Here is a 26000-nt window from a genome sequence, read left to right as displayed (position 1 = left end):
CCGGGCCCCACCACCGGGCCCAATCACGCCGGGCCCCACCACACGGCGCGCCCCGCCACGGCGCGCAGGATCACCCACGGCACCAGACCCACAGCGCCGGCACCGGACACCCGGCGCACCCGACCACACAGCGCACCCGACCACACAGCGCCCGCCGCCATCGCCCGCGCGATGCCGCCCGGGTACACATCGTCTGCTGGAGGAACCCGATGACCGACCTGCATCCCTTCATCGCGGGGCTCCCCAAGGCCGAGCTCCATGTGCACCATGTCGGATCGGCCTCGCCGCGGATCGTCGCCGAACTCGCCGCCCGCCACCCGGACTCCAAGGTCCCCACCGACCCCGAGGCGCTGGCGGACTACTTCACCTTCACCGACTTCGCGCACTTCATCGATGTCTACCTCTCGGTGGTGGACCTGATCCGCACCCCCGAAGACGTCCGGCTGCTCACCTTCGAGGTGGCCCGCGACATGGCCCGGCAGAACATCCGCTACGCCGAGCTGACGATCACCCCCTTCAGCTCGACCCGCCGCGGCATCGACGAGACCGCGTTCATGAGCGCCATCGAGGACGCCCGCCGGGCGGCCGAGTCCGAGCTGGGCGTCGTCCTGCGCTGGTGCTTCGACATTCCCGGCGAGGCGGGTCTTGAGGCGGCCGCCGAGACCACCCGGCTCGCGGTGGACCTGCGTCCGGAGGGGCTGGTCTCGTTCGGTCTGGGCGGGCCGGAGATCGGTGTGCCGAGGCCGCAGTTCAAGCCGTACTTCGACCGGGCCATCGCGGCCGGACTGCGCTCCGTGCCGCACGCCGGGGAGACGACGGGACCGGAGACCATCTGGGACGCGCTGACCGAGCTGCGGGCCGAGCGCATCGGCCACGGCACCAGTGCGACCAGGGACCCGAAGCTGCTGGCCCATCTCGCGGAGCAGCGCATTCCGCTGGAGGTCTGCCCGACCTCGAACATCGCCACCCGCGCCGTCGTGGACCTCGATCAGCACCCGATCAAGGAGATGGTCGCCGCCGGTGTGCTGGTGACGATCAACAGCGACGATCCGCCGATGTTCGGCACCGACCTCAACAGCGAGTACGGCGTCGCCGCCCGGCTGCTGGACCTGGATGAGCGGGGTCTCGCCGAGCTGGCGAAGAACGCGGTGGACGCGTCGTTCCTGGACTCCCCGGGCAAGGCGAGGATCGCGGCGGAGATCGACGCCTACACGGCGGAGTGGCTCGCGGGCCGCTGACACGGCACGGATGCGGCGCCACCGGACGGCTGACACGGCACGGATGCGGCGCCGCTCCCGGGGAACAATGCCCCCATGCGTAACATCACCGCCGTAGGCCACCGAGGCGATCCCTACCTCGTCCGTGAGAACACCCTCCCCTCGCTCCGCTCGGCCGTCGTCCGCGGCGCGGACGCCGTCGAGATCGATGTCCGCGTCACCCGCGACGGAGTGCCCGTGCTGCTGCACGACGCCACGCTGAAGCGGCTGTGGGGGGACGACCGGCGGCTCTCGGGGCTGACCCACGCCGAGGTGTCCGGGGTGACCGGGGGCGGGGTGCCGACCCTGGCCGAGGCACTGGCCGAACCGGGCGCCCACCGGCTGATGATCGATCTACCGGGGGCCACGGAGGACTCGGTGCGGACGGTCGTCGACACGGTCCGGGAGCACGGCGCAGCCGATCGCGTGTACTACTGCGCGGGCCCGGTCACCATGCTCCGGGTCCGTACGGCGGACGCCGCCGCCGAGATCGCCCTGACCTGGACATCGCTGGCGCCGCCCCGGCCGGTACTGATCGCCGCGGTCCGGCCGCGCACGCTCAACTACCGGTTCGGTCTGGTCGGGCCGGAGCTGGCCGAGCGGGTTCACCAGGACGGCATGTTGGTCTCCGCCTGGACGGTCGACACCCGGCGGGTGATGCGCCGGCTGATCGAAGCCGGGGTCGACTCCATCACCACCAATCGGATCGACGCCCTGCACTCCGTACGCCGGGAGACCGGCCCGGCCATCCCGGCGCCGGATCCCCGTGGTCGGTACGGTGTCGCGCGCCCGGACCCGGCACCCGGCGCCGTACCGGCCGCCAGGAAGCCCGCCGGGAAGCCCGCGGGGCCGGGCTCCCCGAAAGCGGGGTGACGTGATCCTTCCGGCATGATGGGAGCCCCCCGCCGGGAGGCGGCCCGTATCCCGGCCGAGGAGCAGAGATGAACGACAGGATCCGCACGGACGTCGCCCACAACGCCAGGGTCTGGAACCACTGGCTGGGCGGCAAGGACAACTACCCGGTCGACCGTGCCGTCGGCGACCACATCACCGGTCTCTTCCCGAGCATCGGCGAGGTCGCCCGTGCCGACCGGGCCTTCCTGGGCCGCGTCGTGACCTATCTGACGGAGCGGGCGGGCGTACGGCAGTTCCTGGACATCGGCACGGGTCTGCCGACCGCCGAGAACACCCATGAGGTGGCCCAGCGCATCGCGCCCGACGCCCGGATCGTCTATGTCGACAACGACCCGATCGTGCTGGCACACGCCCGCGCCCTGCTCACCGGCTCACGGGACGGCGTGACCGAGTATCTGGACGCGGACGCGCACGACCCGCGCGGAATCCTCGACGCGGTGTGGCGGACGCTGGACGCGGACCGGCCGGTGGCCGTGATCATGCTCGGCATCCTGAACTTCGTACTCGACACCGATGAGGCCCGCTCCATCGTCCGGACGCTGATGGATTCGGTGCCGTCCGGCAGCTATCTCGTCCTGACCCATCCCACGCTGGAGCTGGGCGGTGAGGGCAACGACGAGGCGATGGCGTTCTGGAACGAGAACGCGACCCCGCCGATCACCGCCCGCACGGGTGCGGAGTTCACCTCGTTCCTGGCGGGTCTGGAGATCCTGGAGCCGGGCGTCGTCTCCTGCTCCCGCTGGCGCCCCGACCCGGCCGCCGGCGAGCCCCCGCTCGTGGCGCAGTACGGCGCGGTCGCCCGCAAGCCGTAGCCCCGACCTCAGGCCCCGACACCAACCCCAGTCCGGCCCGCGGCGCGTCCGCGGACGAGCCAGAGCCTCCGGTGCCGCGCCTCCCGATACGCACCGCGCCCGGTACTCCCCCGCCCCCGCGGATCCCCGGACAGCGTGAACCCCGGCCAACCGGAGCGCGTGCTCCAGCGACCGGGGGTCCGGGCTGTCAGGGCTGCCGGGGGGGCAGCTCGCGGTCAGCCGTCCAGCGCCGTCATCACGTGCTTGATCCGCGTGTAGTCGTCGAACCCGTACGCCGACAGGTCCTTGCCGTACCCAGACTTCTTGAAGCCGCCGTGCGGCATCTCCGCCACCAGCGGGATGTGCGTGTTGATCCAGACGCAGCCGAAGTCGAGCGCCCTGGACATCCGCATCGCCCGCGCGTGGTCCTTGGTCCACACCGAGGACGCCAGCGCGTACTCCACGTCGTTCGCCCAGCCCAGCGCCTGCGCCTCGGTCGTGAAGGACTGGACGGTGATCACCGGGCCGAAGACCTCGTTCTGGACGATCTCGTCGTCCTGCCGCAGCCCGGAGACGACGGTCGGGGCGTAGAAGTACCCCTTCTCCCCGACCCGGTGGCCGCCGGCCTCGACCTTGGCGTGCGCGGGCAGCCGGTCGATGAAGCCCGTCACCTGGGCGAGCTGGTTCGCGTTGTTCAGCGGACCGTAGAGCACGTCCGCGTCGTCCGCGGCACCCGTCTTCGTCTCCGCCGCCGCCTTGGCCAGTGCGACCACGAACTCGTCGTGGATCGACTCCTGGACCAGTACGCGGGTGGCGGCCGTACAGTCCTGTCCGGCGTTGAAGTAGCCCGCGACCGCGATCTCCTCGACGGCCTTGGCGATGTCGGTGTCCTCGAAGACGACGACCGGCGCCTTGCCGCCCAGCTCCAGGTGGACCCGCTTGACGTCCTTGGCCGCGGATGCCGCGACCTGGATGCCGGCCCGTACGGAACCGGTGATCGAGGCCATCGCCGGGGTCGGGTGCTCGACCATCTCACGGCCCGTCTCGCGGTCGCCGCAGATGACGTTGAAGACGCCCTTGGGCACGATCGCACCGATGATCTCGGCGATCAGCACGGTGGAGGCGGGGGTGGTGTCGGAGGGCTTCAGCACCACGGTGTTGCCCGCGGCCAGCGCCGGGGCGAACTTCCACACCGCCATCATCATCGGGTAGTTCCACGGCGCGACCTGCGCACAGACGCCGACCGGCTCCCGGCGTACGAAGGAGGTGAGGCCCTCCATGTACTCACCGGCCGAGCGCCCCTCCAACATCCGCGCCGCGCCCGCGAAGAAGCGGATCTGGTCCACCATCGGCGGGATCTCTTCGGTACGGACCAGCTCCAGCGGCTTGCCTGTGTTCCGCGACTCGGCGGCGATCAAGTCCTCGGCGCGCTCCTCGAAGGCGTCCGCGATCTTCAGCAGCACCTTCTGTCGCTCGGCCGGGGTGGCGTCCCGCCAGGCGGGGAAGGCGGCCTCGGCGGCGTCCATGGCGGCGTCGACGTCGTCCTGACCGGAGAGCGGCGAGGTGGCGTAGACCTCCTCGGTGGCCGGGTCGATGACATCGAGGGTCCGCCCGTCGGCGGCGTCCCGGAACTCCCCGTTGATGTAGTTGCGCAGACGACGCAGCTCGGTGGTCACTGTGGCCACCCTCCTGTCTGAAAGCTCAGATGCCTGAAAACCTGGATGGATACCGGTGGATCACCGTAAATCCTACGGAGTATCGCCGTAAACCCCGGGCGGCCCCCTGGCCGAGATCCCGGCCACTCCGGCCGGATGGGCGACCCAGCCCTCCCACCCTAAGCGCTGGAGTGACGCTTTCCCTAGCCTTGACCCCTCATACCTGCGGATTCAGTGTTATCGAGTGCGATCAACAACGAATTTCATCGATTAGGGCTTGCGAGACGGACGACTCCCGGTGCATGGTGGCTCCGTGGCCAGTCGAAGCGCAGACTCCAGGAACGCGACCGGATCGTCCCCGACGATCGACGCCGTCTCCCTCGCGATCATCGAGCAGCTCCAGGAGGACGGGCGCCGTCCGTACGCCGCGATCGGCAAGGCCGTCGGCCTGTCCGAGGCGGCCGTACGACAGCGCGTCCAGAAGCTGCTCGACCAGGGCGTCATGCAGATCGTCGCCGTCACGGACCCGCTCACCGTGGGCTTCCGACGACAGGCGATGGTCGGCATCCGCGTCGAGGGCGACCTCGACCCGGTGGCGGAGGCGCTGACCGCCATGGACGAATGCGAGTACGTGGTGATGACCGCGGGCTCCTTCGACCTGATGGTGGAGGTCGTCTGCGAGGACGACGACCACCTGCTCGAAGTGATCAACAAGCGGATCCGCGCGCTCCCCGGTGTGCGGTCCACCGAGAGCTTCGTCTACCTCAAGCTCAAGAAGCAGACCTACATGTGGGGAACCCGATAGCCGTGAGCCAGGACCTCTCCAAGACCGCCTACGACCACCTGTGGATGCACTTCACCCGCATGTCGTCGTACGAGAACGCACCCGTGCCCACCATCGTCCGCGGTGAGGGCACCTACATCTTCGACGACAAGGGCAAGCGCTACCTCGACGGCCTCGCCGGCCTCTTCGTGGTCAACGCGGGCCACGGTCGGATCGAGCTGGCCGAGACCGCCTACAAGCAGGCGCAGGAGCTGGCCTTCTTCCCGATCTGGTCCTACGCCCACCCCAAGGCCGTCGAGCTGGCCGAGCGGCTCGCCAATGAAGCCCCCGGCGACCTCAACAAGGTCTTCTTCACCACCGGCGGCGGCGAGGCGGTCGAGACCGCCTGGAAGCTGGCGAAGCAGTACTTCAAGCTCAAGGGCCAGCACACCAAGTACAAGGTCATCTCCCGCGCGGTCGCCTACCACGGCACCCCGCAGGGCGCCCTGGCCATCACCGGGCTGCCCGCCCTCAAGGCCCCCTTCGAGCCGCTGGTCCCCGGCGCGCGCAAGGTGCCGAACACCAACATCTACCGCGCCCCGATCCACGGCGACGACCCGGTCGCCTTCGGCCGCTGGGCCGCCGACCAGATCGAGCAGCAGATCCTGTTCGAGGGCCCGGAGACCGTCGCCGCGGTCTTCCTGGAGCCGGTGCAGAACGCCGGTGGCTGCTTCCCGCCCCCGCCGGGGTATTTCCAGCGGGTCCGCGAGATCTGCGACCAGTACGACGTGCTGCTCGTCTCGGACGAGGTCATCTGCGCCTTCGGCCGACTCGGCACCACCTTCGCGTGCGACAAGTTCGGCTATGTGCCGGACATGATCACCTGCGCCAAGGGCATGACGTCGGGCTACTCCCCGATCGGCGCCTGCATCATCTCCGACCGGCTCGCCGAGCCGTTCTACCGGGGCGACAACACCTTCCTGCACGGCTACACCTTCGGTGGCCACCCGGTCTCCGCCGCCGTCGGCGTCGCCAACCTCGACATCTTCGAGCGCGAGGGCCTCAACCAGCACGTCCTCGACAACGAGGACGCCTTCCGGACCACCCTGGAGAAGCTGCACGACCTGCCGATCGTCGGCGATGTCCGCGGCAACGGCTTCTTCTACGGCATCGAGCTGGTGAAGGACAAGGTCACCAAGGAGTCCTTCACGGACGAGGAGACGGAGCGCGTGCTCTACGGCTTCCTCTCCAAGGCCCTCTTCGAGAACGGCCTGTACTGCCGGGCCGACGACCGCGGCGACCCGGTCATCCAGCTCGCGCCGCCGCTGATCGCCGACCAGTCGACGTTCGACGAGATCGAGGCCATCCTGCGCACGGTGCTCACGGAGGCGTGGACCAAGCTCTGAGCCTCGGTGCGCACGGAGGCGTGGACCAAGCTCTGAGCCGCACCAGCCCGAGCTCTGAGCCACCCCCCGGCGAGAGCTCTGAACCGCACCCCCGGGCGACGCGGACCCACCCCCGAGCCGCCGCCCGCCCCGGCCCGGGTACGCCCATCCGAGTGGATGGCGCGCACCCGGGCCGTGTGGTTCCCAGGACGCCGCATCCGGCTGCCTAGCGTGCGAGTGACCGATCGGCCCTGACGTCGTTCCCCCGTACGGGGGACGGCACATCTGATCAGAACCGAGGTGCACGCCATGGTGGCCCCACCGGACAACGACGTGATCTGGGCACGCTCCCTCCACCACTCCCCCAGCGGATCGCCCGCGCTCGCCGGCGTCTCGCTCGGAGTGCGGGAGGGCGAGATCCTCGCCGTGTGCGGCCCGCGCGGCAGCGGGAAGTCCACCCTGCTGCGCTGCCTCTCCGGCCAGCTCGTCGCCGATGAGGGCGAGGTGTGGTTCAACAGCTCTCCCGTCCACACCCTGCCCGAGCCGCGGCGCGAACGGCTGCGGCGGGAGCGCTTCGGCTGGATCGGCCCGGAAGACTCCCTCCTCCCCGAACTGACCGTCTGGGAGAACGCGGCCCTGCCCCTGCTGCTGCGCGGCACGCCGCGCCGGCACGCCAAGACCACGGCGCTGGAGTGGCTGGAGCGGCTCGACATCGGCGACTGCGCCCGCCAGCGGCCGTACGCCCTCACCCAGGCCCAGCGCCAGCGCACCGCCACCGCGCGGGCGTTGGTCGCCACCCCGGCCGTGCTCTTCGCCGACGAGCCGACGGCGACCCTGCACCGCGGCGACGGGACCCAGGTGCTGCGGACGCTGACGGCCGCCGCCCGCTCCCACCGCATCACGGTCGTCCTCGCCACCTACGACCCCGAGGTGGCGGCGGTCGCGGACCGTACGATCACGCTGGTGGACGGGCGCCGGGCCGGCTCGCCCGCCGATGCGGAAGGCCGGGCCGAGTGCTCGCTCTCCGCCTAGCCCGTGGCACCCACCCCCTGGTCCTGCTGCGCCGGCTGATGGTCGCGGCGGCATCGGCGGGTGTCGGATTCCTGCTGCTGAGCTCCCTGACGTACGCCCTCTCCCATCCCGGCCAGTCCACGACCTCGCTGTTGCGGCTGTCCTGGTGCCTGATCCCGCTCGCCGCCACCGTGCACTTCGCCGTCGCCGTGGCCCGTACGGACCCGAGCACCCGGCCCCGGTCCGGTCTCTCCGCGATCGGTCTCGGCCCCAGTCGGCTCGCCGTGCTGGCGGCGGTCTCCACCGCGGTCTCCGGCACCCTCGGCAGCGCGCTCGCGCTGCTGTTCTTCCTGCATCTGCGCGGCGATCTGACCGGGATGCCGTTCGACGGTTCGGCGGCGGAGCTGCTCGCCGCCGACCGGCCGCTGCCCCTGGCGGGGGCGCTGACCCTGCTCGCCCTGGTCCCGCTCACGGCCACCGCCGCGGCGGCGCTGACCCTGCGCCCGCGCCGGAGCGCCCCCCGCCCGACGCCGGTGAAACCACCGGGCGGGCTGCCGTGGGGCTGCGCGCTGACGGCGGTGGGCCTGGCGATCGGCACCTACGCGGCCCGTACCCACGAGGGCGGGGCGCTGCCCCTGCCCGGCGATGTGGACGCCAACCCGGCCGGGGTGCTCACCGGCTGGGCGCTGACCGCCGTGGGGCTGGCCGTCGCTGGCCCGGCCCTCACCCATTTCTGCGGCCGGCTGCTGCAACTGGTCCGGCCCGGTGCGACCCGGCTGCTGGCGGGTCGCACACTGATGGCGGAGGCCCGGCGGATCGGCCGTCCTCTCGGGGTGGTGTGCGCGGTCGCCTCGGGGGTGATCGCGGCCTTGACGCTGTACGAGTCGGGGCCGCGCCCGTTCGGCCCGCTGACCGGTCTGGGCGCCACCCTGGTCATCACCTGTACCACCGCGACCCTGCTGACCTCGGCGCTGGAGGCCCGCCAACTCCGCGCGACAACCACCGACGACCTGCGGCTGCTGGGCGCGCCGGTCACCACCCTGCGCCGGGCGGCGCTACTGCGGGCGGGCGCCCTGCTGGTGGTCCTCACCCCGCTGACCTGGCTGGTGGGGACGCTGGCCGCGGTACCGCTGGCGAGGTGAGGAGTACGGGGCCGGGGTGCGGGACGGAAGTACGCGACGGCGGTACGGGACGCGGACACGGCACCCGGGTACGGGACGGCGGTGGCGGTTCCCGTACGTGAGTACGGGGCCGGGCCGGGCATTACCTCCGGGGTCATCGACCGCTTCCCCGGGCGAGGGCAGGATCGGGTACGGCGGGGAGCGCGTCCCCGCCCGGGAGCGCGCCCCGGAAGGCGCCCGAGCAACGCGAGAACCGCGAGGATCCGATGACCACCGCACCCCCGCCCCGTACCCCCCGTACCCCCCGCACCGCCGACACCAACGCCACCACCACAGCGGCCGGCTTCAGCACCACAGGCCCCACCGACGCCGCGGCCCCCGGTGAGGTCACGGACACCACGGCCGCCACCCGGGCCGCCGTCGAGGCGTTTCTGACCCGGCTCCAGGAGGGCTCCCCGGACCGGGTCGCCGAACTGTTCGCCGAGCGGGTCGACTGGATGATCGCCGAGAACCCCGCCGTCCCCTGGCTCCGCCCCCGCTCCACCCGCGCGGATGTCGCCGCCCACTTCCGAGAGCTGGGCGAGGGCCAGCGCCCGGACCCGTCCGGCACCTCCGTCGACGCGATCGTCGTGGCCGGCCCGGAGGCCATGCTCAGCGGTTGGCTCGCGGGCACGGTCCTTGCGACGGGGAAGTCGTTCCGCTCCCCCTTCGCGATGCGGCTGACGGTGGAACACGGTCTGATCGTCCGCTACCACGTGGTCGAGGACAGCCTCGCCATCGCGGCGGCCTGCACAGCGGACTGACCCGGCCCGGCGCCGGGAGGCCGGGCGCCTCAGTCCCGCAGTACCACCACATCGTCGGCGGCGAAGACGACACCCACGTCGGCGCCCTCCTCCGGCGCCTCCCACGGGGAGACCTCCGCCTCCAGCGGCGGCGCCCCCGGGTCGTCGGCCGGCCGCAGCCGTACGGCGACCCGGTGCCCCCGGAACGTCCGCCCCGCGACCACACAGCGCAGCCCGTCCGCGGCGTCCGTGAGCCGGACGCCCGCCGGCCGGATCAGCACCTCGCACGCGCCGGGACGCGAGTCCACGGGGACCGGGACGGGCCCCCACACCGTGTCCGCCGTCGTACCGCGGACCGTCGCGGCCACCACATTCTCGAAGCCGAGGAAGCGCGCCACGAACGCGTCGGCGGGCCGCCGCCAGACCTCCAGGGGCGTGCCCACCTGGGCGATCCGTCCGTCCCGCATCACCACCACCCGGTCGGCGAGCGCGAACGCCTCCCCCTGGTCATGGGTGACGGCGAGCACCGTGGTGCCCAGCCGGCCGAAGAGACCGCGCAATTCGACGACCAGCCGTTCGCGCAGCCCCCGGTCGAGCTGGCCGAGCGGCTCGTCCAGCATCAGCAGCCGGGGTTCCGGCGCGAGCGCGCGGGCCAGGGCGACCCGCTGCTGCTCGCCACCCGAGAGCGAGGCCACCGCGCGGCGCCGTGCGGTGGGCAGTCCGACCAGCTCCAGCAGCTCACCGACCCGACGCTCCCGCTCGGTCCGTCCGATCCCGCGCGCCCGCAGCCCGAAGTCGATATTGCCGCCGACATCGCGCTGCGGGAAGAGTTGGTGGTCCTGGAACATGAGCCCGACCCCGCGCCGGTGCACGGGCACCGCTGACTGGTCCGCCCCGGCCAGCAGCACCCGCCCGGAGTTCACCCCCTGGAGCCCGGCGACGACCCGCAGCAGCGTGGACTTGCCGCTGCCGCTCGGACCGAGCACGCAGACGATCTCGTGCTCGGCGACCTCCAGCGCCACGGCGTCGAGGGCGGCGCGCGCCCCGAACCGTACGGTCACCTCGTCCAGTGCGAGCAGGGCCATCAGAACTCCCCGGCCGACGTCGTACGGACCCGGATCCGCTCCAGCAACAACAGCGCCACCGCGCACACCACCATCAGAATCGTGCTCAGGGCCATCGCCTGGCCGTAGTTGAGTTCACCGGGCCGGCCGAGCAGTGCCGCCACCGCGACCGGCAGGGTCGGCCGGTCGGGCCGGGCGATGAAGACGGTCGCGCCGAACTCGCCGAGCGAGACGGCGAAGGCGAACCCCGCCGCGATCAGCGTCGCCCGCCGCACCAGCGGCAGATCGACCTCCCGCCACACCCGGAACGGGGAGGCGCCGAGCACCGCCGCGGCCTCCCGCAGCCGCCCGTCCACCGCCCGCAGCACGGGCAGCATCGTCCGCACCACGAAGGGCACCCCGACCAGGGCCTGGGCCAGCGGCACCAGGATCCAGGAGGTCCGCAGATCGAGCGGCGGCTCGTCGAGCGTGATCAGGAAACCGAAGCCGACGGTCACCGCCGACACCCCGAGCGGCAGCATCAGCAGCGCGTCGAAGCCCCGCACCAGCCGCCCGGCCCGTCGGGTGAGCGCGGCCGCCGCCAGCCCGCCGACGACCACCGCGATGACGGTCGCGACCAGTGCGTACTGGAGGGAGTTCGCCACGGCGTCGATCGGCGGGACGAGGAAGGCGCCCCCGCGCTCATCGATCGAGCCGAGCGCCCGGTAGTAGTCGAAGCCGTACCCCGTGGGCGTGGCGAGGGAGCGCTCCACCAGCACACCGAGCGGGAGCAGCAGAAGCAGGACGATGGAGAGGAGCACCCCGCCGAACAGGGTCCACTGGCCCGCCCCGCGCGGCCTGCGCGCGGTCCGCGCCGGATCCACCAGGCTGAGCGCGCCCTCCCGCCGCCGCACGGTCCGGGCGTGCACGGCGAGCACGGCGCCGACCGCCGCGAACTGCACCAGGGTGAGCACGGCGGCCGTCCGCAGGTCCAGCAGTTGGGCGGTCTGCCGGTAGATCTCCACCTCCAGGGTGGCGAAGGTGGGTCCGCCGAGGATCTGCACGACGCCGAAGGAGGTGAAGGTGAAGAGGAAGACCATCAGGGCGGCGGCGGCCACGGAGGGCGCCAGCGCCGGGAGGGTCACCCGGCGCCAGGCCGCGAACCGACCGGCGCCCAGCACCCGGGCGGCCTCCTCCTGCCGGGGGTCGAGCTGCGCCCACAGCCCGCCCACGGTCCGGACGACCACCGCGTAGTTGAAGAAGACATGGGCCAGCAGGATCGCCCACACGGTGGTGTCGAGCCGGACACCCCACGCCTCGTCCAGCAGCCCGCCCCGGCCCAGCAGCGCCAGGAAGGCGGTGCCGACGACCACGGTCGGCAGCACGAACGGAACCGTCACCACCGCCCGCAGCAGCCGTTTGCCGGGGAAGTCGAAACGGGCGAGCACATACGCGCCGGGCAGGGCGATCACCAGGGTCAGCGCGGTCGAGGCGAGCGCCTGCCAGGTGGTGAACCAGAGCACCCGCTGGAGGTCGGCCCGGCCGAGCACCTCACCGATCCCGCCGAACTGCCAGACTCCGTCGATCCGCAGGCCGCGGCCGACGATGGAGGCGACGGGATAGGCGAAGAAGACGGCGAAGAACGCGACGGGCACGATCATCAGACCGAGCCGCGTCACGTTTCCCCGTACCCCTGACCCGGCCCCGCGGCCGGCCGGAGTTACTTCACGACGAGCGAGGACCACGTCTGAACCCACTGCTCACGGTTCCTGGAGATCTTCTCCGGGGTGACGGTCTTCGGCGTGCCGACCACCGCGCCGAAGTCGGTGAAGAGCTTGGGCAGCTTGGCGCCCTCGATGACCGGGTTGACGAACATCTTCAGCGGCATGTCCTCCTGGAAGGCCGGCGAGACCAGGAAGTCCAGCAGGGCCTTGCCGCCCTTGTCATTCGCCGCGCCCTTCAGCAGGCCCGCGAACTCGATCTGCCGGAAGCAGGTGCCGGTGGCGACCCCGGTCGGCGCCTGCGTGGGCTGCGGCTCGGAGTAGAGCACCTCCACGGGCGGGCTGGAGGCGTACGAGACGACCAGCGGCCGGTCCGCTTTGGCCTTCTTGCCCCCGGCCGATCCGGAGAACTCCTCGTTGTACGCCTGCTCCCAGCCGTCGACCACCTTGACGCCGTTGTCCTTGAGCTTCTTCCAGTAGTCCTGCCAGTCGGTCTCCCCGTACTCGGCGACGGTGCCGAGGAGGAAGCCGAGCCCGGGCGACGAGGTCGCCGCGTTCTCCACGACGAGCTGGTTCTTGTACTCGGGCTTGATCAGGTCGTCGAAGGTCTTCGGGGGCGCCAGCTTCTTGTCGGCGAAGAACTTCTTGTCGTAGTTGACGCAGACGTCGCCGGTGTCGACGGGGGTGACCCGGTGCTTCTCCCGGTCGAGCTGGACGGCGTCGGAGACCCGGTCCAGGCCCTTGGCCTCGTACGGAGTGAACAGGCCGTTGTCGAGGGCGCGGGAGAGCAGGGTGTTGTCGACGCCGAAGAACACATCGCCCTGCGGGGAGCCCTTGGTGAGGATCTCCTTGTTGAGGGCGGTGCCGGCGTCGCCGCTCTTGAGCACCTTGACGGTGTAGCCGGTCTCCTGGGTGAACCGCTTCAGTACGGTGTCGGACGCGGCGAACGACTGATGGGTCACGAGCGTCACGGTCTTGGACGCCGAGCCGCCGGACGAACCGGACCCCGATTCCTTGGACTCGTCCGAACCGCCGCCACAGGCGGCGAGCGTGGTCACGCCCAGCGCTGCGGCCAGCGCGGTGACCGTGATCCTCTTGGTGGTGCTCACTGACATTCCTCCTGGGTATGACCAGGAAGAGACGCGGCCCCGCCCGGTTCTCGCGAGAGAATCCGGGCAGGGCGCAACAGCTTGAGTATCGACCGAACTTCCTACCCGGAATGACCCGGGCGAGGTTCAGAGGGTCTGCGGTCTGATGGGCACCGCACTCTCAGCGCTGTGGCGCTCCCCTGTCGGAAAATATGCAAATGTGTTCGACTTCAGAGTACAAGGCCGCCACCGCGCGACGGCGGCGCCCCGGCCCCGAGCCCCAGGTGGGGAGCCGGGGTCAGCGCTCGGTCGCGGCGAGCTGCCCGCAGGCCCCGTCGATTTCCTGCCCCCGGGTGTCCCGCACGGTCACCGGCACCCCATGGGCGGCGATGGCCGCCACGAATGCCTTCTCGTCCTCGGGCCGGGAGGCGGTCCACTTCGACCCCGGCGTCGGGTTGAGCGGGATCAGGTTCACATGGACGCGCTTGCCCTTGAGTAGCCGGCCGAGCAGATCGCCACGCCATCCCTGGTCATTGATGTCCCGGATGAGCGCGTACTCGATGGAGATCCGGCGGCCGGACTTCTCCGCGTACTCCCACGCGGCGTCCAGCACCTCGCGGACCTGCCAGCGGGTGTTGACCGGGACCAGGGTGTCGCGCAGCTCGTCGTCCGGAGCGTGCAGCGAGACGGCGAGTCGGCATTTGAAGCCCTCGTCGGCGAAGCGCAGCATCGCGGGCACCAGACCGACCGTCGAGACGGTGATCCCGCGCTGCGATATGCCGAGGCCGTCCGGCTCCGGGTCGGTGAGCCGGCGAATGGCACCGACGACCCGCTTGTAGTTGGCGAGCGGCTCGCCCATCCCCATGAACACGATGTTGGACAGCCGCGCGGCCCCGCCGGGGACCTCGCCGTCGCGCAGTGCGCGCATGCCGTCGACGATCTGGTGGACGATCTCGGCGGTCGACAGATTGCGGTCGAGCCCCGCCTGCCCGGTGGCGCAGAAGGGGCAGTTCATCCCGCAGCCGGCCTGCGAGGAGATGCACATCGTGACCCGGTCCGGATAGCGCATCAGCACCGATTCGACCAGCGTGCCGTCGTGCAGCCGCCACAGCGTCTTACGAGTGGTGTCGTCGTCACAGGAGATGTGCCGTACGACGGACATCAGGTCGGGCAGCAGTTCGGTGGCGAGCTTCTCGCGCGCGGCGGCCGGGATGTCGGTCCACTGGGCCGGGTCGTGGGCGTACCGCGCGAAGTAGTGCTGCGAGAGCTGCTTGGCGCGGAACGGCTTCTCGCCGATGGCGGCGACGGCGTCCTTGCGCTCGGCGGGCGTGAGGTCGGCGAGGTGCCGCGGGGGCTTCTTGGCTCCGCGCGGCGCGACAAAGGTGAGTTCTCCGGGCTTGGGCATGGTGCATCCAGTGTCGCAGAGATACGAGAAGGGGCTCGCCACCCTGTGGATAACGAGCCCCTCACAAGAAAAACCGCAGGTCAAACGCCTCGGGAAGGCGATCAACCGCTTCCGACGAAGATCACCAACAGCAACCACACCACCGGCGCCGTCGGCAGGAGCGAATCCAGCCGGTCCATGATGCCCCCGTGGCCCGGGAGCAGCGTGCCCATGTCCTTGATGCCCAGATCCCGCTTGATCATCGACTCGCCCAGATCGCCGAGCGTGGCGGTGACCGCGACCGCGAGGCCGAGCAGCAGCCCCTGCCACCAGCTCCCGCCGTCGATCAGGAACTCCATGCAGAGCGCGCCGCCCACCATCGCGAAAGCCACCGCGCCGAGCAGTCCCTCGCGGGTCTTCCCGGGGCTGATGCGCGGCGCCAGCTTGCGCTTCCCGAAGCGCCAGCCCACCGCGTACGCGCCGGTGTCACTGACCACCGTGAGCAGGAGGAAGGTGAGCACCCGCTGCGAACCGTCGTCCGCGGTGAGCATCATCGCCACGAACGTCGCCAGGAACGGCACGTAGAACGCCGCGAAGACCCCCGCGGTGACGTCCTTCAGATATCCCTCGGGCGGTTCGGTCATCCGCCAGACGAGCACGGCGAGCGCCGTGAGCGCCATGGCGACCCAGGCACCCTCCGCGCCCCGCACATAGCCGGCGACGACCATCGCCGCACCGCCGACCGCGAGCGGGACGAGCGGCGCCTTGATGTCCTTGCGCTCCCGGAGCCGGGTGGTGAGCTCCCAGAGGCCGACGACGACGGCGACCGCGATCACGCCGACGAACACGGCCCTGACGATGAAGAGCGAGGCGACGATCACCGCGCCGAGCCCCACACCGACCCCTATGGCCGCCCGGAGGTCCCGACCGGCCCGCTTCTTCTGCCGGCCGGCCGCCCTGCCGGATTCCCCGGCTGCGCGGCCCGGCCGGGACGGCTCGGGGTGCGGCGGAGGGGACATGGGCTCCTGCGGAATGTCGTCACGGAACAGGGGACCGCTCGGCCGAGCGGCCCCCTGGTCGCGCGCCTCGCGTCCGTCACGGCCATCAGGGTCTTCGGCGTCTCTACCTGCGTCGGGGAAGTCCGGCACGATGGGCATGGGCCGAGTCTGCTGTGCCACATGCTGATCGTAGGCGGGACCCGCCGAGGCAGGACCCTGGTCGGGCGGTCCCCAGAGGCCGGTGCTCGGCGGGGCCCCCCAGGAAGAGTCTTTCATCAGACCTCAAGCAGCTCGGATTCCTTGTGCTTCAGCAGCTCGTCCACCTGCGTGACGTACTTCGCGGTGGTGTCGTCGAGCTCCTTCTCCGCGCGGCGGCCCTCGTCCTCGCCGACCTCGCCGTCCTTGACCAGCTTGTCGATGCCTTCCTTGGCCTTGCGGCGGACGGCACGGATCGAGATCTTGGAGTCCTCGGCCTTGCTCTTCGCGACCTTGATGTAGTCGCGGCGGCGCTCCTCGGTCAGCTCAGGGAACACCACTCGGATGATGTTGCCGTCGTTGCTGGGGTTGACTCCCAGGTCCGAGTCACGGATCGCCTGCTCGATGTTGCGCAGCGCGCTCTTGTCGAACGGGGTCACCACGGCCATCCGCGGCTCCGGCACCGAGAACGAGGCCAGTTGGTTGATCGGGGTCAGCGCACCGTAGTAGTCGGCCACGATCTTGTTGAACATCGCCGGATGCGCACGTCCCGTGCGGATCGCGGCGAAGTCCTCCTTGGCGACGACGACGGCCTTCTCCATCTTCTCCTCGGCCTCGAGGAGGGTCTCTTCGATCACCACTTGCTCCTGCGTGTCTTGAGTGGGCCCGGTATGCACCTGGGCGGGCGGACCTGTCGCGTCTTCCCCTGCACGGTGTCCGACCGGCAGGACTCTGTCTATCCCCGTCTGTTCCCGGGTGTCCGGCTCCGGACATCCCTGGACACCCGCGGTCAGGCTCGGGTGCCCTTGGCGTTCACGAGCGTGCCGATCTTCTCACCCTTGACGGCGCGCGCGATATTGCCCGCCGCGAGGAGTTCGAAGACCAGGATGGGCAGGGCGTTGTCGCGGCAGAGGGTGACGGCGGTGGCATCGGCGACCTTCAGGTCGCGGGTGATCACCTCGCCGTACTCCAGCGCGTCGAACTTCACCGCGTCAGGATTGGTCTTGGGGTCGGAGTCATAGACTCCGTCGACGCCGTTCTTGCCCATCAGCAGGGCCTCGGCGTCGATCTCCAGGGCCCGCTGGGCGGCGGTGGTGTCGGTGGAGAAGTAGGGCATGCCCATGCCGGCGCCGAAGATGACGACCCGGCCCTTCTCCAGATGCCGTACGGCCCGCAGCGGGATGTACGGCTCCGCGACCTGACCCATGGTGATGGCGGTCTGGACGCGGGAGTCGATGCCCTCCTTCTCCAGGAAGTCCTGGAGGGCGAGGCAGTTCATGACGGTGCCGAGCATACCCATGTAGTCGGAGCGGGCCCGGTCCATGCCGCGCACCTGGAGCTCGGCGCCGCGGAAGAAGTTGCCACCGCCGATGACGACCGCGATCTGGGCACCGTCGCGGACGACCGCGGCGATCTCGCGGGCGATGTCGTGCACGACATTGGGGTCGACGCCGAGACCCCCGCCGCCGGAGAACGCCTCTCCGGACAGCTTCAGCATGAAGCGCCCGGCCTTGTTCACGTCATGCTTCCCGTCGTGGTCACTGTTGCCGACAGCCTGAGAGGCGTCCGCGCCCTTGTTCATGGAGATCTCCTCGTGCACATACGAAGGAGGCCATTGCCGGTGGGTGCTGGTGTCCCTGTCGGCAATGGCCTCCTCGTCAGATCTGCGGTCGTCCGGCGCTTCAACGGAGTTGTGCCGCCTGGCACACGCGGCCGATGACCGCGTGGGAAACCCTAGCGGGCTCCCGGACCGATCGCGTACTCGCCGTAGTCGCTCAGGCGCCGACGCGGATGCGCGCGAAGCGCTTCAGCTCGACACCGGCCTCGTCAAGAATCTTCTTGACGGACTTCTTGCTGTCCTTCGCGAACGGCTGGTCGAGGAGAGTGATCTCCTTGAAGAAGCCGTTGACGCGACCCTCGACGATCTTCGGGAGGGCGGCCTCGGGCTTGCCCTCCTCGCGCGAGGTGGCCTCGGCGACGCGACGCTCGTTCTCGACGACATCGGCCGGAACGTCCTCACGGGTGAGGTACTTCGGCGCGAAGGCGGCGATGTGCTGCGCGACGTCCTTGGCGATGTCCGCGTCGGCCTTGTCCAGCTCGACCAGGACGCCGACCTGCGGCGGGAGGTCGGGCATGGTGCGGTGCATGTAGACGCCGACGTACGCGCCGGTGAACTGCGCGAAGCGGTCGAGGACGATCTTCTCGCCGAGGTTGGCGTTGGCCTCGTCGACGTACGCCTGGACGGTCTTGCCGGCCTCGATCTCGGAGGCGAGCAGCGCCTCCAGATCGGCCGGGGACGTCGCGGCGACGTGGGCGGCGAGCGTGTTGGCGACGGCCTGGAACTTGTCGCCCTTGGCGACGAAGTCCGTCTCGCACTTCAGCTCAAGGAGGACGCCGGAGGTCTTGTCCTCGGAGATGAGGGAGACGACGGCGCCGTTCTCGGCGTTACGGCTCTCGCGCTTGGCCACGCCCTTCTGGCCCTTGACGCGGAGCACCTCGACGGCCTTGTCGACGTTGCCGTCGGCCTCGTCGAGCGCCTTCTTGCAGTCCATCATGCCGGCGCCGGTCAGCTCACGGAGCTTCTTGACGTCAGCGGCGGTGTAGTTCGCCATGTCCTTGAATCTCTTCTCGAAAGTCGAAAATCGAAGATCTGTCGAAGTCGGGAAGTCCGTCGACGATCTACGGGTGTGCGGCGGGGGCCGGTGCAGATGACACCGTCCCCCGCCGTTCACCTACCGAAGCTGTGCGGCGGTGGTCAGCCCTGCTCGGCGTCGGCGGCCGGAGCGGCAGCCTCGGCCTCGGCGGCGGGCGCCTCAGCGGCAGGCGCCTCGACCTCGGCGGCCGGAGCAGCCTCGGCCTCAGCGGCGTCGGCAGCGGGCGCCTCGGCGGCGGCCTCAGCCGGCTTCTCAGCGTCGTCGGCCTTCTTGTCGCCCTCGAGCAGGTCGCGCTCCCACTCGGCGAGCGGCTCGCCGGCGGCCTTCTCGCCCGGCTTGGAGTCACCGGTGGCCACGCCGGAACGGGCGATGAGGCCCTCGGCGACGGCGTCGGCGATCACGCGGGTGAGCAGGGTGACGGAGCGGATCGCGTCGTCGTTGCCCGGGATCTTGTAGTCGACCTCGTCGGGGTCACAGTTGGTGTCGAGGATCGCGACGACCGGGATGTGGAGCTTGCGCGCCTCACCGACGGCGATGTGCTCCTTCTTGGTGTCCACGATCCAGACGGCGCTCGGCACCTTCTGCATCTCGCGGATACCGCCGAGGGTCTTCTCCAGCTTGGCCTTCTCGCGGGAGAGGACGAGCAGCTCCTTCTTGGTGAGGCCGGAGGCGGCCACATCCTCGAAGTCGATCTGCTCAAGCTCCTTGAGGCGCTGCAGACGCTTGTAGACGGTCGAGAAGTTGGTGAGCATGCCGCCCAGCCAGCGCTGGTTGACGTAGGGCATGCCCACGCGCGTCGCCTGCTCGGCGATGGCCTCCTGGGCCTGCTTCTTCGTACCGACGAACATGATGGAGCCGCCGTGGGCGACGGTCTCCTTGACGAACTCGTAGGCGCGGTCGATGTACGACAGCGACTGGAGCAGGTCGATGATGTAGATGCCGTTGCGCTCCGTGAAGATGAATCGCTTCATCTTCGGGTTCCAACGACGGGTCTGGTGACCGAAGTGGACGCCGCTTTCCAGCAGCTCCCGCATCGTGACGACGGCCATGGCCGTATCTCCTTGGATTCTCGGTTGTTTCCTGACGCCCCGACGCGCCGTGCCACGAGGGACCGAGGAGCGCGGCCACCAACCAGAAAAGGTGAGTGGTGGCGGGGCGTGCGAAGTCGACCCGGTGACCCGGATCGCCAGAAGAAGTGTACGGGACCGAGGCGGCCCCGGGTGACGGCGCTGTCCACAACCGGTCGGTACTCCACAGATCGGGAGCATGATCCACTCAGCAGGGGCGGGGTGCGGGACGGTCTGCCCCATGGATCGCAGCCGAATTTCCCGTCTTTCACCACTCCTGCTCCCGCTGCTGATTTCCCTTCTGTTCCCGCTGCCCCCACCGCTTCCCGCGGCAGCGGCCCCGACTCCGCGGGAGGCCCGCCCGGCAACGCTCCGTGACGGCCGGATCTGGCCACTGGGTCCTCCGAATCCCCGGGTCGTACGGGGATGGGAACCGCCTCCGTCGACGTACGCGCCCGGGCACCGGGGGGTGGATCTCGCCGCGCCACCGGGGACACCGGTGCGGGCGGCGGCGGCCGGGCGGATTGCCTTCGCGGGACGGGTGGCGGGGCGCGGGGTGCTCACCATCGCCCTCGCGGCCGGGGCGGGCGGACCGCTGCGCACCACCTACGAGCCGGTCCGCGCACTGCTCCCGGCCGGCGCAGAGGTGGCCGCGGGCCGGCTGGTGGCCCATGTCGAGCCCGGGCCGTCACACTGCGTCACGGGATGTCTGCACTGGGGCCTGCTGCGCGACCGGGAGTATCTGAACCCGCTCGCACTGCTGCGCCGGGCCCCGTCGAGGCTGCTGCCGATGGGGGACCACCCTGAGTCGCGCGGGGCCTGGGGTCACGCGACGCCCCCCGGCGGGTGGGACCTCCCCCGCCTGGAGTCAGCCGCTGACGCCCCTGAGGGCCATGGAGACCGCCGCGTCCGCGATGGCGTCCGGCTCCTCCGCCACACCGAATTCGATGCGCCGGACCGCCGCGTCGACCACGCCCTGGAGGAGCATCGCCGCCAGCCGGGGCTGCTCATGGCCCAGCTCGCCGAGCGCCTCAACGATCAGGGCGATCAGGGCCCCGTGGGAGGCTCGGATCTTCTCCCGGGCCCCGGCGTCCAGCTCGCTGGCGGAGATGGCGACGACCGCCCGGTGGCGCCGGTCCCCGACCAGCGTGAGCTGCTGGCGCACATATGCCTCGACCTTGCCCTCAGGCGTTTCCGACCGCTCCATGGCGGCCTCGACCTCCGCCGCCCAGACCGGGAAGTCGACGGCGCACAGCTCCTCGACGACCGCCGCCCGCGAGCGGAAGTACTCGTACACGGACGACCTGGCCAGTCCGGTGCGCTCGGCGAGGGCGGGGAAGGTCAGAGCCTCCGTACCGCCCTCCGACAGCAGGGAACGCGCGGCGTCGAGCAGGGCGTCGCGCTGCATGGTCCTGTGCTCGGCCACGGAGGCCGCTCGAATCCTGGGCACGTATCCACTGTACGGATATCGCGCAAGAGGCAGGCACTATTCGGGCGTCAACGTCCCACGTCGGCGAGCTTCGCTCGGAGTTGAAGGACCGATTTTGTGTGGATCTGACTGACCCTGCTCTCCGTGACGCCGAGCACATTGCCGATCTCGGCGAGGGTGAGGCCCTCGTAGTAGTAGAGGGTCACCACGGTCTTCTCCCGCTCCGGAAGCGTATTGATCGCGCGGGCCAGGAGGCGGCGCAGTTCCCGGTCCTCGGCCACCTCGACCGGATTGTCAGCGGCGGTGTCCTCCAAGGTGTCCATCAGACTCAGCCGATCACCGCCCTCGCCGCCCACATGGAGCAACTCCTCCAGCGCGACGACGTTCGCCAGCGACAACTGGCTGAAGACCGCATGGAGTTCCTCCACCGCGATATCCATCTCGGCTGCCACCTCGGCCTCCGACGGGGTGCGTCTGAGCTGTGCCTCCAGCGTGGCGTAGGCACGTTCCACGGCCCGCGCCTTCTGGCGTACGGAGCGCGGGATCCAGTCCAGGGCCCGCAGTTCGTCGATCATGGCGCCCCGGATGCGGGTGATCGCATAGGTCTCGAACTTGATGGACCGCTCGATGTCGAACTTCTCGATGGCGTCGATGAGGCCGAAGACCCCGGAGGAGACGAAATCCGCCTGCTCCACATTGGACGGCAGCCCGACACTCACCCGACCCGCGACGTACTTCACCAGGGGCGAGTAGTGCAGGATCAACTGCTCACGCAGCCGCTCGTCACCCGTGGACTTGTACGACCGCCACAACTCATCGAGCGATGAGGGCGCGGGGGGTCGCACGGTGCCGCGGGCGGCGGGGGGCACTGCCGCGCGGTCAGACCCGGAGGTGTGCTGGGGCATGCGTTGCCTTGACCCGTTCTGCTGTAAGGGAGGAGCTGAGAGGGGCGGGGACGAGCGTCTGGCCAGGAAGGGTGAGCGTAGCGTGACTGCGTGGTTGCGGTGGGCGAAGTTCAGGGGATGACCCCTGTGCGGGGTATCCGCCATCGGCCACACCTTCGAACCGCCGGCGGGACGGCGCGCACCGCCCCCTCCGGCGCCATCCGTAGGTACACAAAGGCCGTCGACATGACCATTTCACCCGAATGACCCAGGTCAGAAGCCACCTCGGCGTCCGTTCGGGGGGCGGACCGGGTGCCGGGCCAGCCGCCACTCGTCGCCGTGCCGTTCTACGAACCCCAGCGCGTGCAGTTCGTACAACCTGCCGAGCGTGTCGTCGGGCGTCGTACCTGCGCCATGGGCGAGTCGCGTCACGGTGACGGCGCCTCCGGCCGGAAGGGCTTCGAGTACCCGGGCGCTGGCGGGGTCCAGCAGATCCCTGGGCAGTACTGGCCCCCGCCGGTCCGGGGCCAGCTCCCCTATCTCCCCGACCAGCTCGGCGACGTCGTCCGCGTCGGTGACCAGCACTCCCTCGCCGCGCAGCAGTTCGTGCACCCCGGCCGAGAGCCCGCTGGTGGCCGGTCCGGGGACCCCTATGGTGTGGCGTCCCAGCTTCGCCGCGCAGCGGGCCGTGACCAGGGAACCGCTGCGGTGCTCGGCCTCGACCACGACCGTGCCCCGGGTGAGTGCGGCGATCACCCGATTGCGCAGAATGAACCGGCTGCGCGTGGGGTGGTCCCCCGGCGGTAACTCGCCGATGACCAGGCCCTGTTCCACGATCCGGCCGATCAGCCGGGCGTGGCCGCGCGGATAGCCCACATCGACCCCGCAGGCGAGCACGGCAACCGTGGCACCGCCGGCGGCCAACGCGCCCCGGTGCGCCGATCCGTCGACCCCGTACGCCGCCCCCGACACCACCACCCAGCCGCGCTCCGCCAACCCGGTGCCGAGCAGGGTCGCCATATGCGCCCCGTACGGCGTGCAGGCTCTGGCGCCAACGACGGCGACCGAGCGCACGGCCCATTTCCGCAGGTCGGGTCCGCCCCTGACCCAGAGCCCCACGGGTCTGGCGTCTCCGAGGGCGTCGAGCTGGGTCGGCCACTCCCTGTCCCCGGGGCAGAGGAAGCGGCCCCCCGCGGCGGCGATCGCCTCCAGATCGCGGGCGGGGTCGGCGGTGGCGGCGCGGGCGCGGTAACCGGCGAGGCGACGCACGGTGGCTCCGGGAAGCGCCTCGGTGTCTTCGGCGGCGGTCAGCCGGCCGAGCAGCTCCTGAGCCCCGAACTCGCGCAGCCATCGCCCGCCGCACTCGTCACCGGGCTCGATGACTCGGGTGAGGGCGGCGCGAGCGACCCGCTCCGACCCGGCCGCCGCCGTGGAGGCCGACCCCGCCCGCCGCGGACCGGCCCGCACACCGACCTCCGGCCGCGCCCCGGCCCGCGTGCCCGGAGCCGCGCCGCCCCCGCCGCCGTCCCGCGGGCTCCCATCGGCCCCGGACCGGTCGCCCGACGCGGGGGCCGGACCCCGCCGCCGGGGGCTCCCGGCTCCGCCCCGCTCTCCGCCGCCCCCGCGGCTCCGGTCCCGCGCGCCTTCGAGCGCCGCCATACCCTCCTTCCCACTGTCGGCACCGTCGGTGCTGCCGGTACTGCCGGTGCTGCTGCTGCCGGCCGGGGACGGTGACCCGGCCGCCGCACCGGCGCCGCTCCCGGACAGGGACGGGCCCGGCGCGGGGTCGCCCGCGCTCACCACGCGCCCCGCTCTTCTCTGGCGCCGGACGGCAGAGGAGTGCCGCGTGCGACACCCGTACGCAGCTCCAGGGCCAGGCCGACGTCGTACGCCTCCGGGCGGTCGCGGCCCGCGAGGTCCGCGATCGTCCAGGCCACCCGCAGGATCCGGTCCAGACCCCGGGCCGTGAGGAGGCCGCGCTCCAGGTCATGCTCCGCCGCGGCGAACGCCCCGGGGGCGACCGGCCACCGGGTGCGCAGCTCATGGCCCGGTACCTCACTGTTCACCGTCCAGGGCGTGCCCCCGAGCCGGACCGCGGCGCGCTGACGGGCCGCGAGGACCCGGGCGGCGACCGCCGCCGTCGACTCGCTCCGGCCGCTCCGCCCCAGCAGCTCGGCGCGGTGGACCGGCTCGACCCGGACCCGGAGATCGACCCGGTCGAGCAGCGGACCCGAGAGCCGCGCCTGATAGCGCCGGACCACCGACGGCGGGCAGTCGCACCCGGCGCCACTCAGGGTGTGCCGCCCGCACGGACAGGGATTGGCCGCGAGGACCAGCAGGAAGCGCGCGGGCAGCCGGACCACTCCCCCGCTGCGCGCCACCACCACATGCCCCGACTCCAGCGGCTGTCGCAGCGAATCGAGCGCCTTGGCGGCGAACTCGGGGCTCTCGTCGAGAAAGAGCACCCCCCGATGGGCCAGCGAGACCGCCCCGGGTCTCGGGAGCCCGTTTCCCCCGCCGACGAGCGAGGGCATCGTGGCCGAGTGGTGCGGTGCGCAGTACGGCGGTGTGCGCACCAGCGGCTCGCCGGGCGGCAGGATGCCCGCCACCGAGTGCACGGCCGTGACCTCCAGGGACTCCTGGCGGGTCAGCGGCGGCAGCACCCCCGGCAGCCGCTCCGCCAATATGGTCTTCCCCGCCCCCGGTGGCCCGTGCAGCATCAGATGGTGCCCACCGGCGGCGGCCACCTCCAGCGCCCGGCGGGCCAGCCCCTGTCCCGCCACGTCGGCCAGATCGGGACCGTCGACCGGAGCCGCGAGGCCCGTGCCCACCCCGGCGCCCGGCACCATCAGCCCGGCCAGCATGGGATCGGGGCTGCCTTCGGGCAAGGGCTCCTCGACCGGCACCGGCTCGTCGGTCAGCACCGCGATGAGCTGCCGCAGGCTGCGCACCCCGAGCACCGAGACACCCGGCACCAGCGCCGCCTCCCCGGCGCACTGCTCGGGCACGACCACCTGTCGGTACCCCGCCTCAGCGGCGGCGAGCACCGCCGGCAGCACTCCGCGCACCGGCCGCACCCGGCCGTCCAGCCCCAGCTCCCCGATCAGCACCAGATCGGCGATGGCCCTCGGGTCGATGCGCTCGGACGCGCCGAGCACCGCGCTGGCCACGGCGAGATCGAAACCGCTGCCGCTCTTGGGCACGGAGGCCGGGCTGAGCCCGACCGTGAGCTTCATCTGCGGCCACTCCGCGCCCGAATTGACCACGGCGGCCCTGACCCGGTCCCGGCTCTCCACCAGGCTCTTGTCCGGGAGTCCCACCAGGGCGAAGGCGGCCACCCCGCGCTCCAGGTCGGCCTGGACCTCCACCACCACGCCCTCGACGCCCACCAGCGCCACGGAACACGCCCTGGCGAACCCCATCAGGCCACCCCCCGGACGTGCTCCAGGAGCGGCGCGCCGCGTCGGGGCAGCACCACCCCCACCAGGTCGATGCGCACCCCACCGGGCGGCATCCCGCCCTGCCGTTCCAACCAGCAGGCGGCGAGGTGTCGCAGCCGCTCCGCCTTGGTCCGGGTGAGCGCAGCCATGGGGTGCTCGAACGGGCTCGCCCTGCGGGTCTTGACCTCACAGACGACCACCGTGTCGCCGTCCCGGGCGACGATATCGATCTCCCCGGCCCGGCCGTAGCGCCAGTTCCTCGCCAGCACCGTCATACCGGCGTCGGTCAGCAGCCGTGCCGCCAACTCCTCGCCGTACCGTCCCAGTGCCCCCGTCGCGTTCATCTCGGCACCACCTCCGGTACCGACAGTGACGCCTCGGCCCCTCAGCGGTGGATCTTGGTGGACAACCGCTCGCT

The 26000-nt window shown here is 71.2% G+C and carries 23 protein-coding genes, 1 pseudogene and 1 riboswitch; of the genes and pseudogenes, 9 read left to right on the top strand and 15 right to left on the bottom strand.

Going from position 1 to position 26000, the window contains the following annotated elements; genetic code table 11:
- Window positions 1-209: 209 nt before the first annotated feature.
- From ACH4S7_RS18770 to ACH4S7_RS18760, 3 genes are all read left to right on the top strand, one after another.
- Window positions 210-1238, top strand: a complete 1029-nt coding sequence (locus tag ACH4S7_RS18770) for an adenosine deaminase (RefSeq protein WP_398522302.1) — start codon at window positions 210-212, stop codon at window positions 1236-1238.
- A gap of 75 nt (window positions 1239-1313) precedes the next feature.
- Window positions 1314-2129 carry a glycerophosphodiester phosphodiesterase gene (locus ACH4S7_RS18765; protein ID WP_398522301.1) on the top strand — a complete coding sequence of 272 codons (816 nt, stop codon included), beginning with the start codon at window positions 1314-1316 and terminating at the stop codon, window positions 2127-2129.
- Window positions 2130-2197: 68 nt separating this feature from the next.
- The gene (locus ACH4S7_RS18760) at window positions 2198-2983 is read left to right on the top strand and encodes an SAM-dependent methyltransferase (protein WP_398522300.1); all 786 of its coding nucleotides are present in this window, start codon (window positions 2198-2200) and stop codon (window positions 2981-2983) included.
- A gap of 215 nt (window positions 2984-3198) precedes the next feature.
- On the opposite strand, the gene ACH4S7_RS18755 is transcribed toward ACH4S7_RS18760, so the two are convergent.
- Window positions 3199-4638, bottom strand: coding sequence for a gamma-aminobutyraldehyde dehydrogenase (locus ACH4S7_RS18755; RefSeq protein ID WP_398522299.1), 1440 nt, complete (start codon window positions 4636-4638; stop codon window positions 3199-3201).
- Between the two features lie 292 nt (window positions 4639-4930).
- On the opposite strand from ACH4S7_RS18755, the gene ACH4S7_RS18750 reads away from it, so the two are divergent.
- From ACH4S7_RS18750 to ACH4S7_RS18730, 5 genes are all read left to right on the top strand, one after another.
- Complete coding sequence (locus ACH4S7_RS18750) at window positions 4931-5422, top strand: Lrp/AsnC family transcriptional regulator (RefSeq protein WP_398522298.1); 492 nt, start codon at window positions 4931-4933, stop codon at window positions 5420-5422.
- Window positions 5407-6786, top strand: coding sequence for an aspartate aminotransferase family protein (locus tag ACH4S7_RS18745; protein WP_398522297.1), 1380 nt, complete (start codon window positions 5407-5409; stop codon window positions 6784-6786). Before ACH4S7_RS18750 ends, ACH4S7_RS18745 begins: the two co-directional genes overlap by 16 nt.
- A gap of 288 nt (window positions 6787-7074) precedes the next feature.
- Window positions 7075-7797: an ABC transporter ATP-binding protein gene (locus tag ACH4S7_RS18740; protein WP_398522296.1), complete on the top strand. Its 723-nt coding sequence runs from the start codon at window positions 7075-7077 to the stop codon at window positions 7795-7797.
- On the top strand, window positions 7779-8918 hold the full coding sequence (locus tag ACH4S7_RS18735) for a hypothetical protein (RefSeq protein ID WP_398522295.1): 1140 nt from the start codon (window positions 7779-7781) through the stop codon (window positions 8916-8918). Before ACH4S7_RS18740 ends, ACH4S7_RS18735 begins: the two co-directional genes overlap by 19 nt.
- Before the next feature lie 245 nt (window positions 8919-9163).
- Window positions 9164-9700 (top strand): nuclear transport factor 2 family protein, encoded by a 537-nt coding sequence (locus tag ACH4S7_RS18730; RefSeq protein WP_398522294.1) that lies wholly within the window; start codon window positions 9164-9166, stop codon window positions 9698-9700.
- A gap of 29 nt (window positions 9701-9729) precedes the next feature.
- On the opposite strand, the gene ACH4S7_RS18725 is transcribed toward ACH4S7_RS18730, so the two are convergent.
- The 9 genes from ACH4S7_RS18725 to rpsB form a co-directional block, all read right to left on the bottom strand.
- On the bottom strand, window positions 9730-10764 hold the full coding sequence (locus ACH4S7_RS18725) for an ABC transporter ATP-binding protein (protein WP_398522293.1): 1035 nt from the start codon (window positions 10762-10764) through the stop codon (window positions 9730-9732).
- Window positions 10764-12383 (bottom strand): ABC transporter permease, encoded by a 1620-nt coding sequence (locus tag ACH4S7_RS18720; protein WP_398522374.1) that lies wholly within the window; start codon window positions 12381-12383, stop codon window positions 10764-10766. The genes ACH4S7_RS18725 and ACH4S7_RS18720 overlap by 1 nt, the downstream gene beginning before the upstream one ends.
- Window positions 12384-12442: 59 nt before the next feature.
- A complete protein-coding gene (locus tag ACH4S7_RS18715; RefSeq protein ID WP_398522292.1) occupies window positions 12443-13558 on the bottom strand; it encodes a thiamine ABC transporter substrate binding subunit in 1116 nt (371 codons plus the stop codon).
- Between the two features lie 74 nt (window positions 13559-13632).
- Window positions 13633-13743, bottom strand: a riboswitch (TPP riboswitch).
- An 86-nt stretch (window positions 13744-13829) separates the two neighbouring features.
- Window positions 13830-14936 (bottom strand): 23S rRNA (adenine(2503)-C(2))-methyltransferase RlmN, encoded by a 1107-nt coding sequence (gene rlmN / locus ACH4S7_RS18710; protein WP_398522291.1) that lies wholly within the window; start codon window positions 14934-14936, stop codon window positions 13830-13832.
- A gap of 101 nt (window positions 14937-15037) precedes the next feature.
- Window positions 15038-16189 carry a phosphatidate cytidylyltransferase gene (locus tag ACH4S7_RS18705; RefSeq protein WP_398522290.1) on the bottom strand — a complete coding sequence of 384 codons (1152 nt, stop codon included), beginning with the start codon at window positions 16187-16189 and terminating at the stop codon, window positions 15038-15040.
- Window positions 16189-16746 (bottom strand): ribosome recycling factor, encoded by a 558-nt coding sequence (gene frr / locus ACH4S7_RS18700; protein WP_398522289.1) that lies wholly within the window; start codon window positions 16744-16746, stop codon window positions 16189-16191. Before frr ends, ACH4S7_RS18705 begins: the two co-directional genes overlap by 1 nt.
- Before the next feature lie 152 nt (window positions 16747-16898).
- Window positions 16899-17690 (bottom strand): UMP kinase, encoded by a 792-nt coding sequence (gene pyrH / locus ACH4S7_RS18695; protein ID WP_398522288.1) that lies wholly within the window; start codon window positions 17688-17690, stop codon window positions 16899-16901.
- Window positions 17691-17883: 193 nt separating this feature from the next.
- On the bottom strand, window positions 17884-18720 hold the full coding sequence (gene tsf / locus ACH4S7_RS18690; RefSeq protein WP_398522287.1) for a translation elongation factor Ts: 837 nt from the start codon (window positions 18718-18720) through the stop codon (window positions 17884-17886).
- A 143-nt stretch (window positions 18721-18863) separates the two neighbouring features.
- Window positions 18864-19811: a 30S ribosomal protein S2 gene (rpsB, locus tag ACH4S7_RS18685; RefSeq protein WP_398522286.1), complete on the bottom strand. Its 948-nt coding sequence runs from the start codon at window positions 19809-19811 to the stop codon at window positions 18864-18866.
- A gap of 217 nt (window positions 19812-20028) precedes the next feature.
- Between rpsB and ACH4S7_RS18680 the strand changes: the two are divergent.
- Window positions 20029-20520: pseudogene (locus ACH4S7_RS18680) on the top strand (peptidoglycan DD-metalloendopeptidase family protein); the annotation flags it as partial.
- Window positions 20521-20697: 177 nt separating this feature from the next.
- Here ACH4S7_RS18680 and ACH4S7_RS18675 read toward each other — a convergent pair.
- The 5 genes from ACH4S7_RS18675 to ACH4S7_RS18655 all read right to left on the bottom strand — a co-directional run bounded on the left by ACH4S7_RS18675 (window position 20698) and on the right by ACH4S7_RS18655 (window position 25926).
- Window positions 20698-21255, bottom strand: coding sequence for a TetR/AcrR family transcriptional regulator (locus ACH4S7_RS18675; RefSeq protein ID WP_398522373.1), 558 nt, complete (start codon window positions 21253-21255; stop codon window positions 20698-20700).
- Between the two features lie 71 nt (window positions 21256-21326).
- Complete coding sequence (whiG, locus tag ACH4S7_RS18670; protein WP_398522285.1) at window positions 21327-22163, bottom strand: RNA polymerase sigma factor WhiG; 837 nt, start codon at window positions 22161-22163, stop codon at window positions 21327-21329.
- A gap of 252 nt (window positions 22164-22415) precedes the next feature.
- Window positions 22416-23609 carry a DNA-processing protein DprA gene (gene dprA / locus ACH4S7_RS18665; RefSeq protein ID WP_398522284.1) on the bottom strand — a complete coding sequence of 398 codons (1194 nt, stop codon included), beginning with the start codon at window positions 23607-23609 and terminating at the stop codon, window positions 22416-22418.
- A gap of 329 nt (window positions 23610-23938) precedes the next feature.
- A complete protein-coding gene (locus ACH4S7_RS18660) occupies window positions 23939-25564 on the bottom strand; it encodes a YifB family Mg chelatase-like AAA ATPase (protein ID WP_398522283.1) in 1626 nt (541 codons plus the stop codon).
- Window positions 25564-25926: a YraN family protein gene (locus ACH4S7_RS18655; RefSeq protein WP_398522282.1), complete on the bottom strand. Its 363-nt coding sequence runs from the start codon at window positions 25924-25926 to the stop codon at window positions 25564-25566. Before ACH4S7_RS18655 ends, ACH4S7_RS18660 begins: the two co-directional genes overlap by 1 nt.
- Between the last annotated feature and the right edge of the window lie 74 nt (window positions 25927-26000).

This window comes from Streptomyces sp. NPDC020965 (genome assembly GCF_044333555.1).
Lineage (GTDB): Bacteria > Actinomycetota > Actinomycetes > Streptomycetales > Streptomycetaceae > Streptomyces.
The sequence above is the reverse complement of the archived record's forward strand: the minus strand, read 5'-3'. Positions and strand labels throughout refer to the sequence as shown.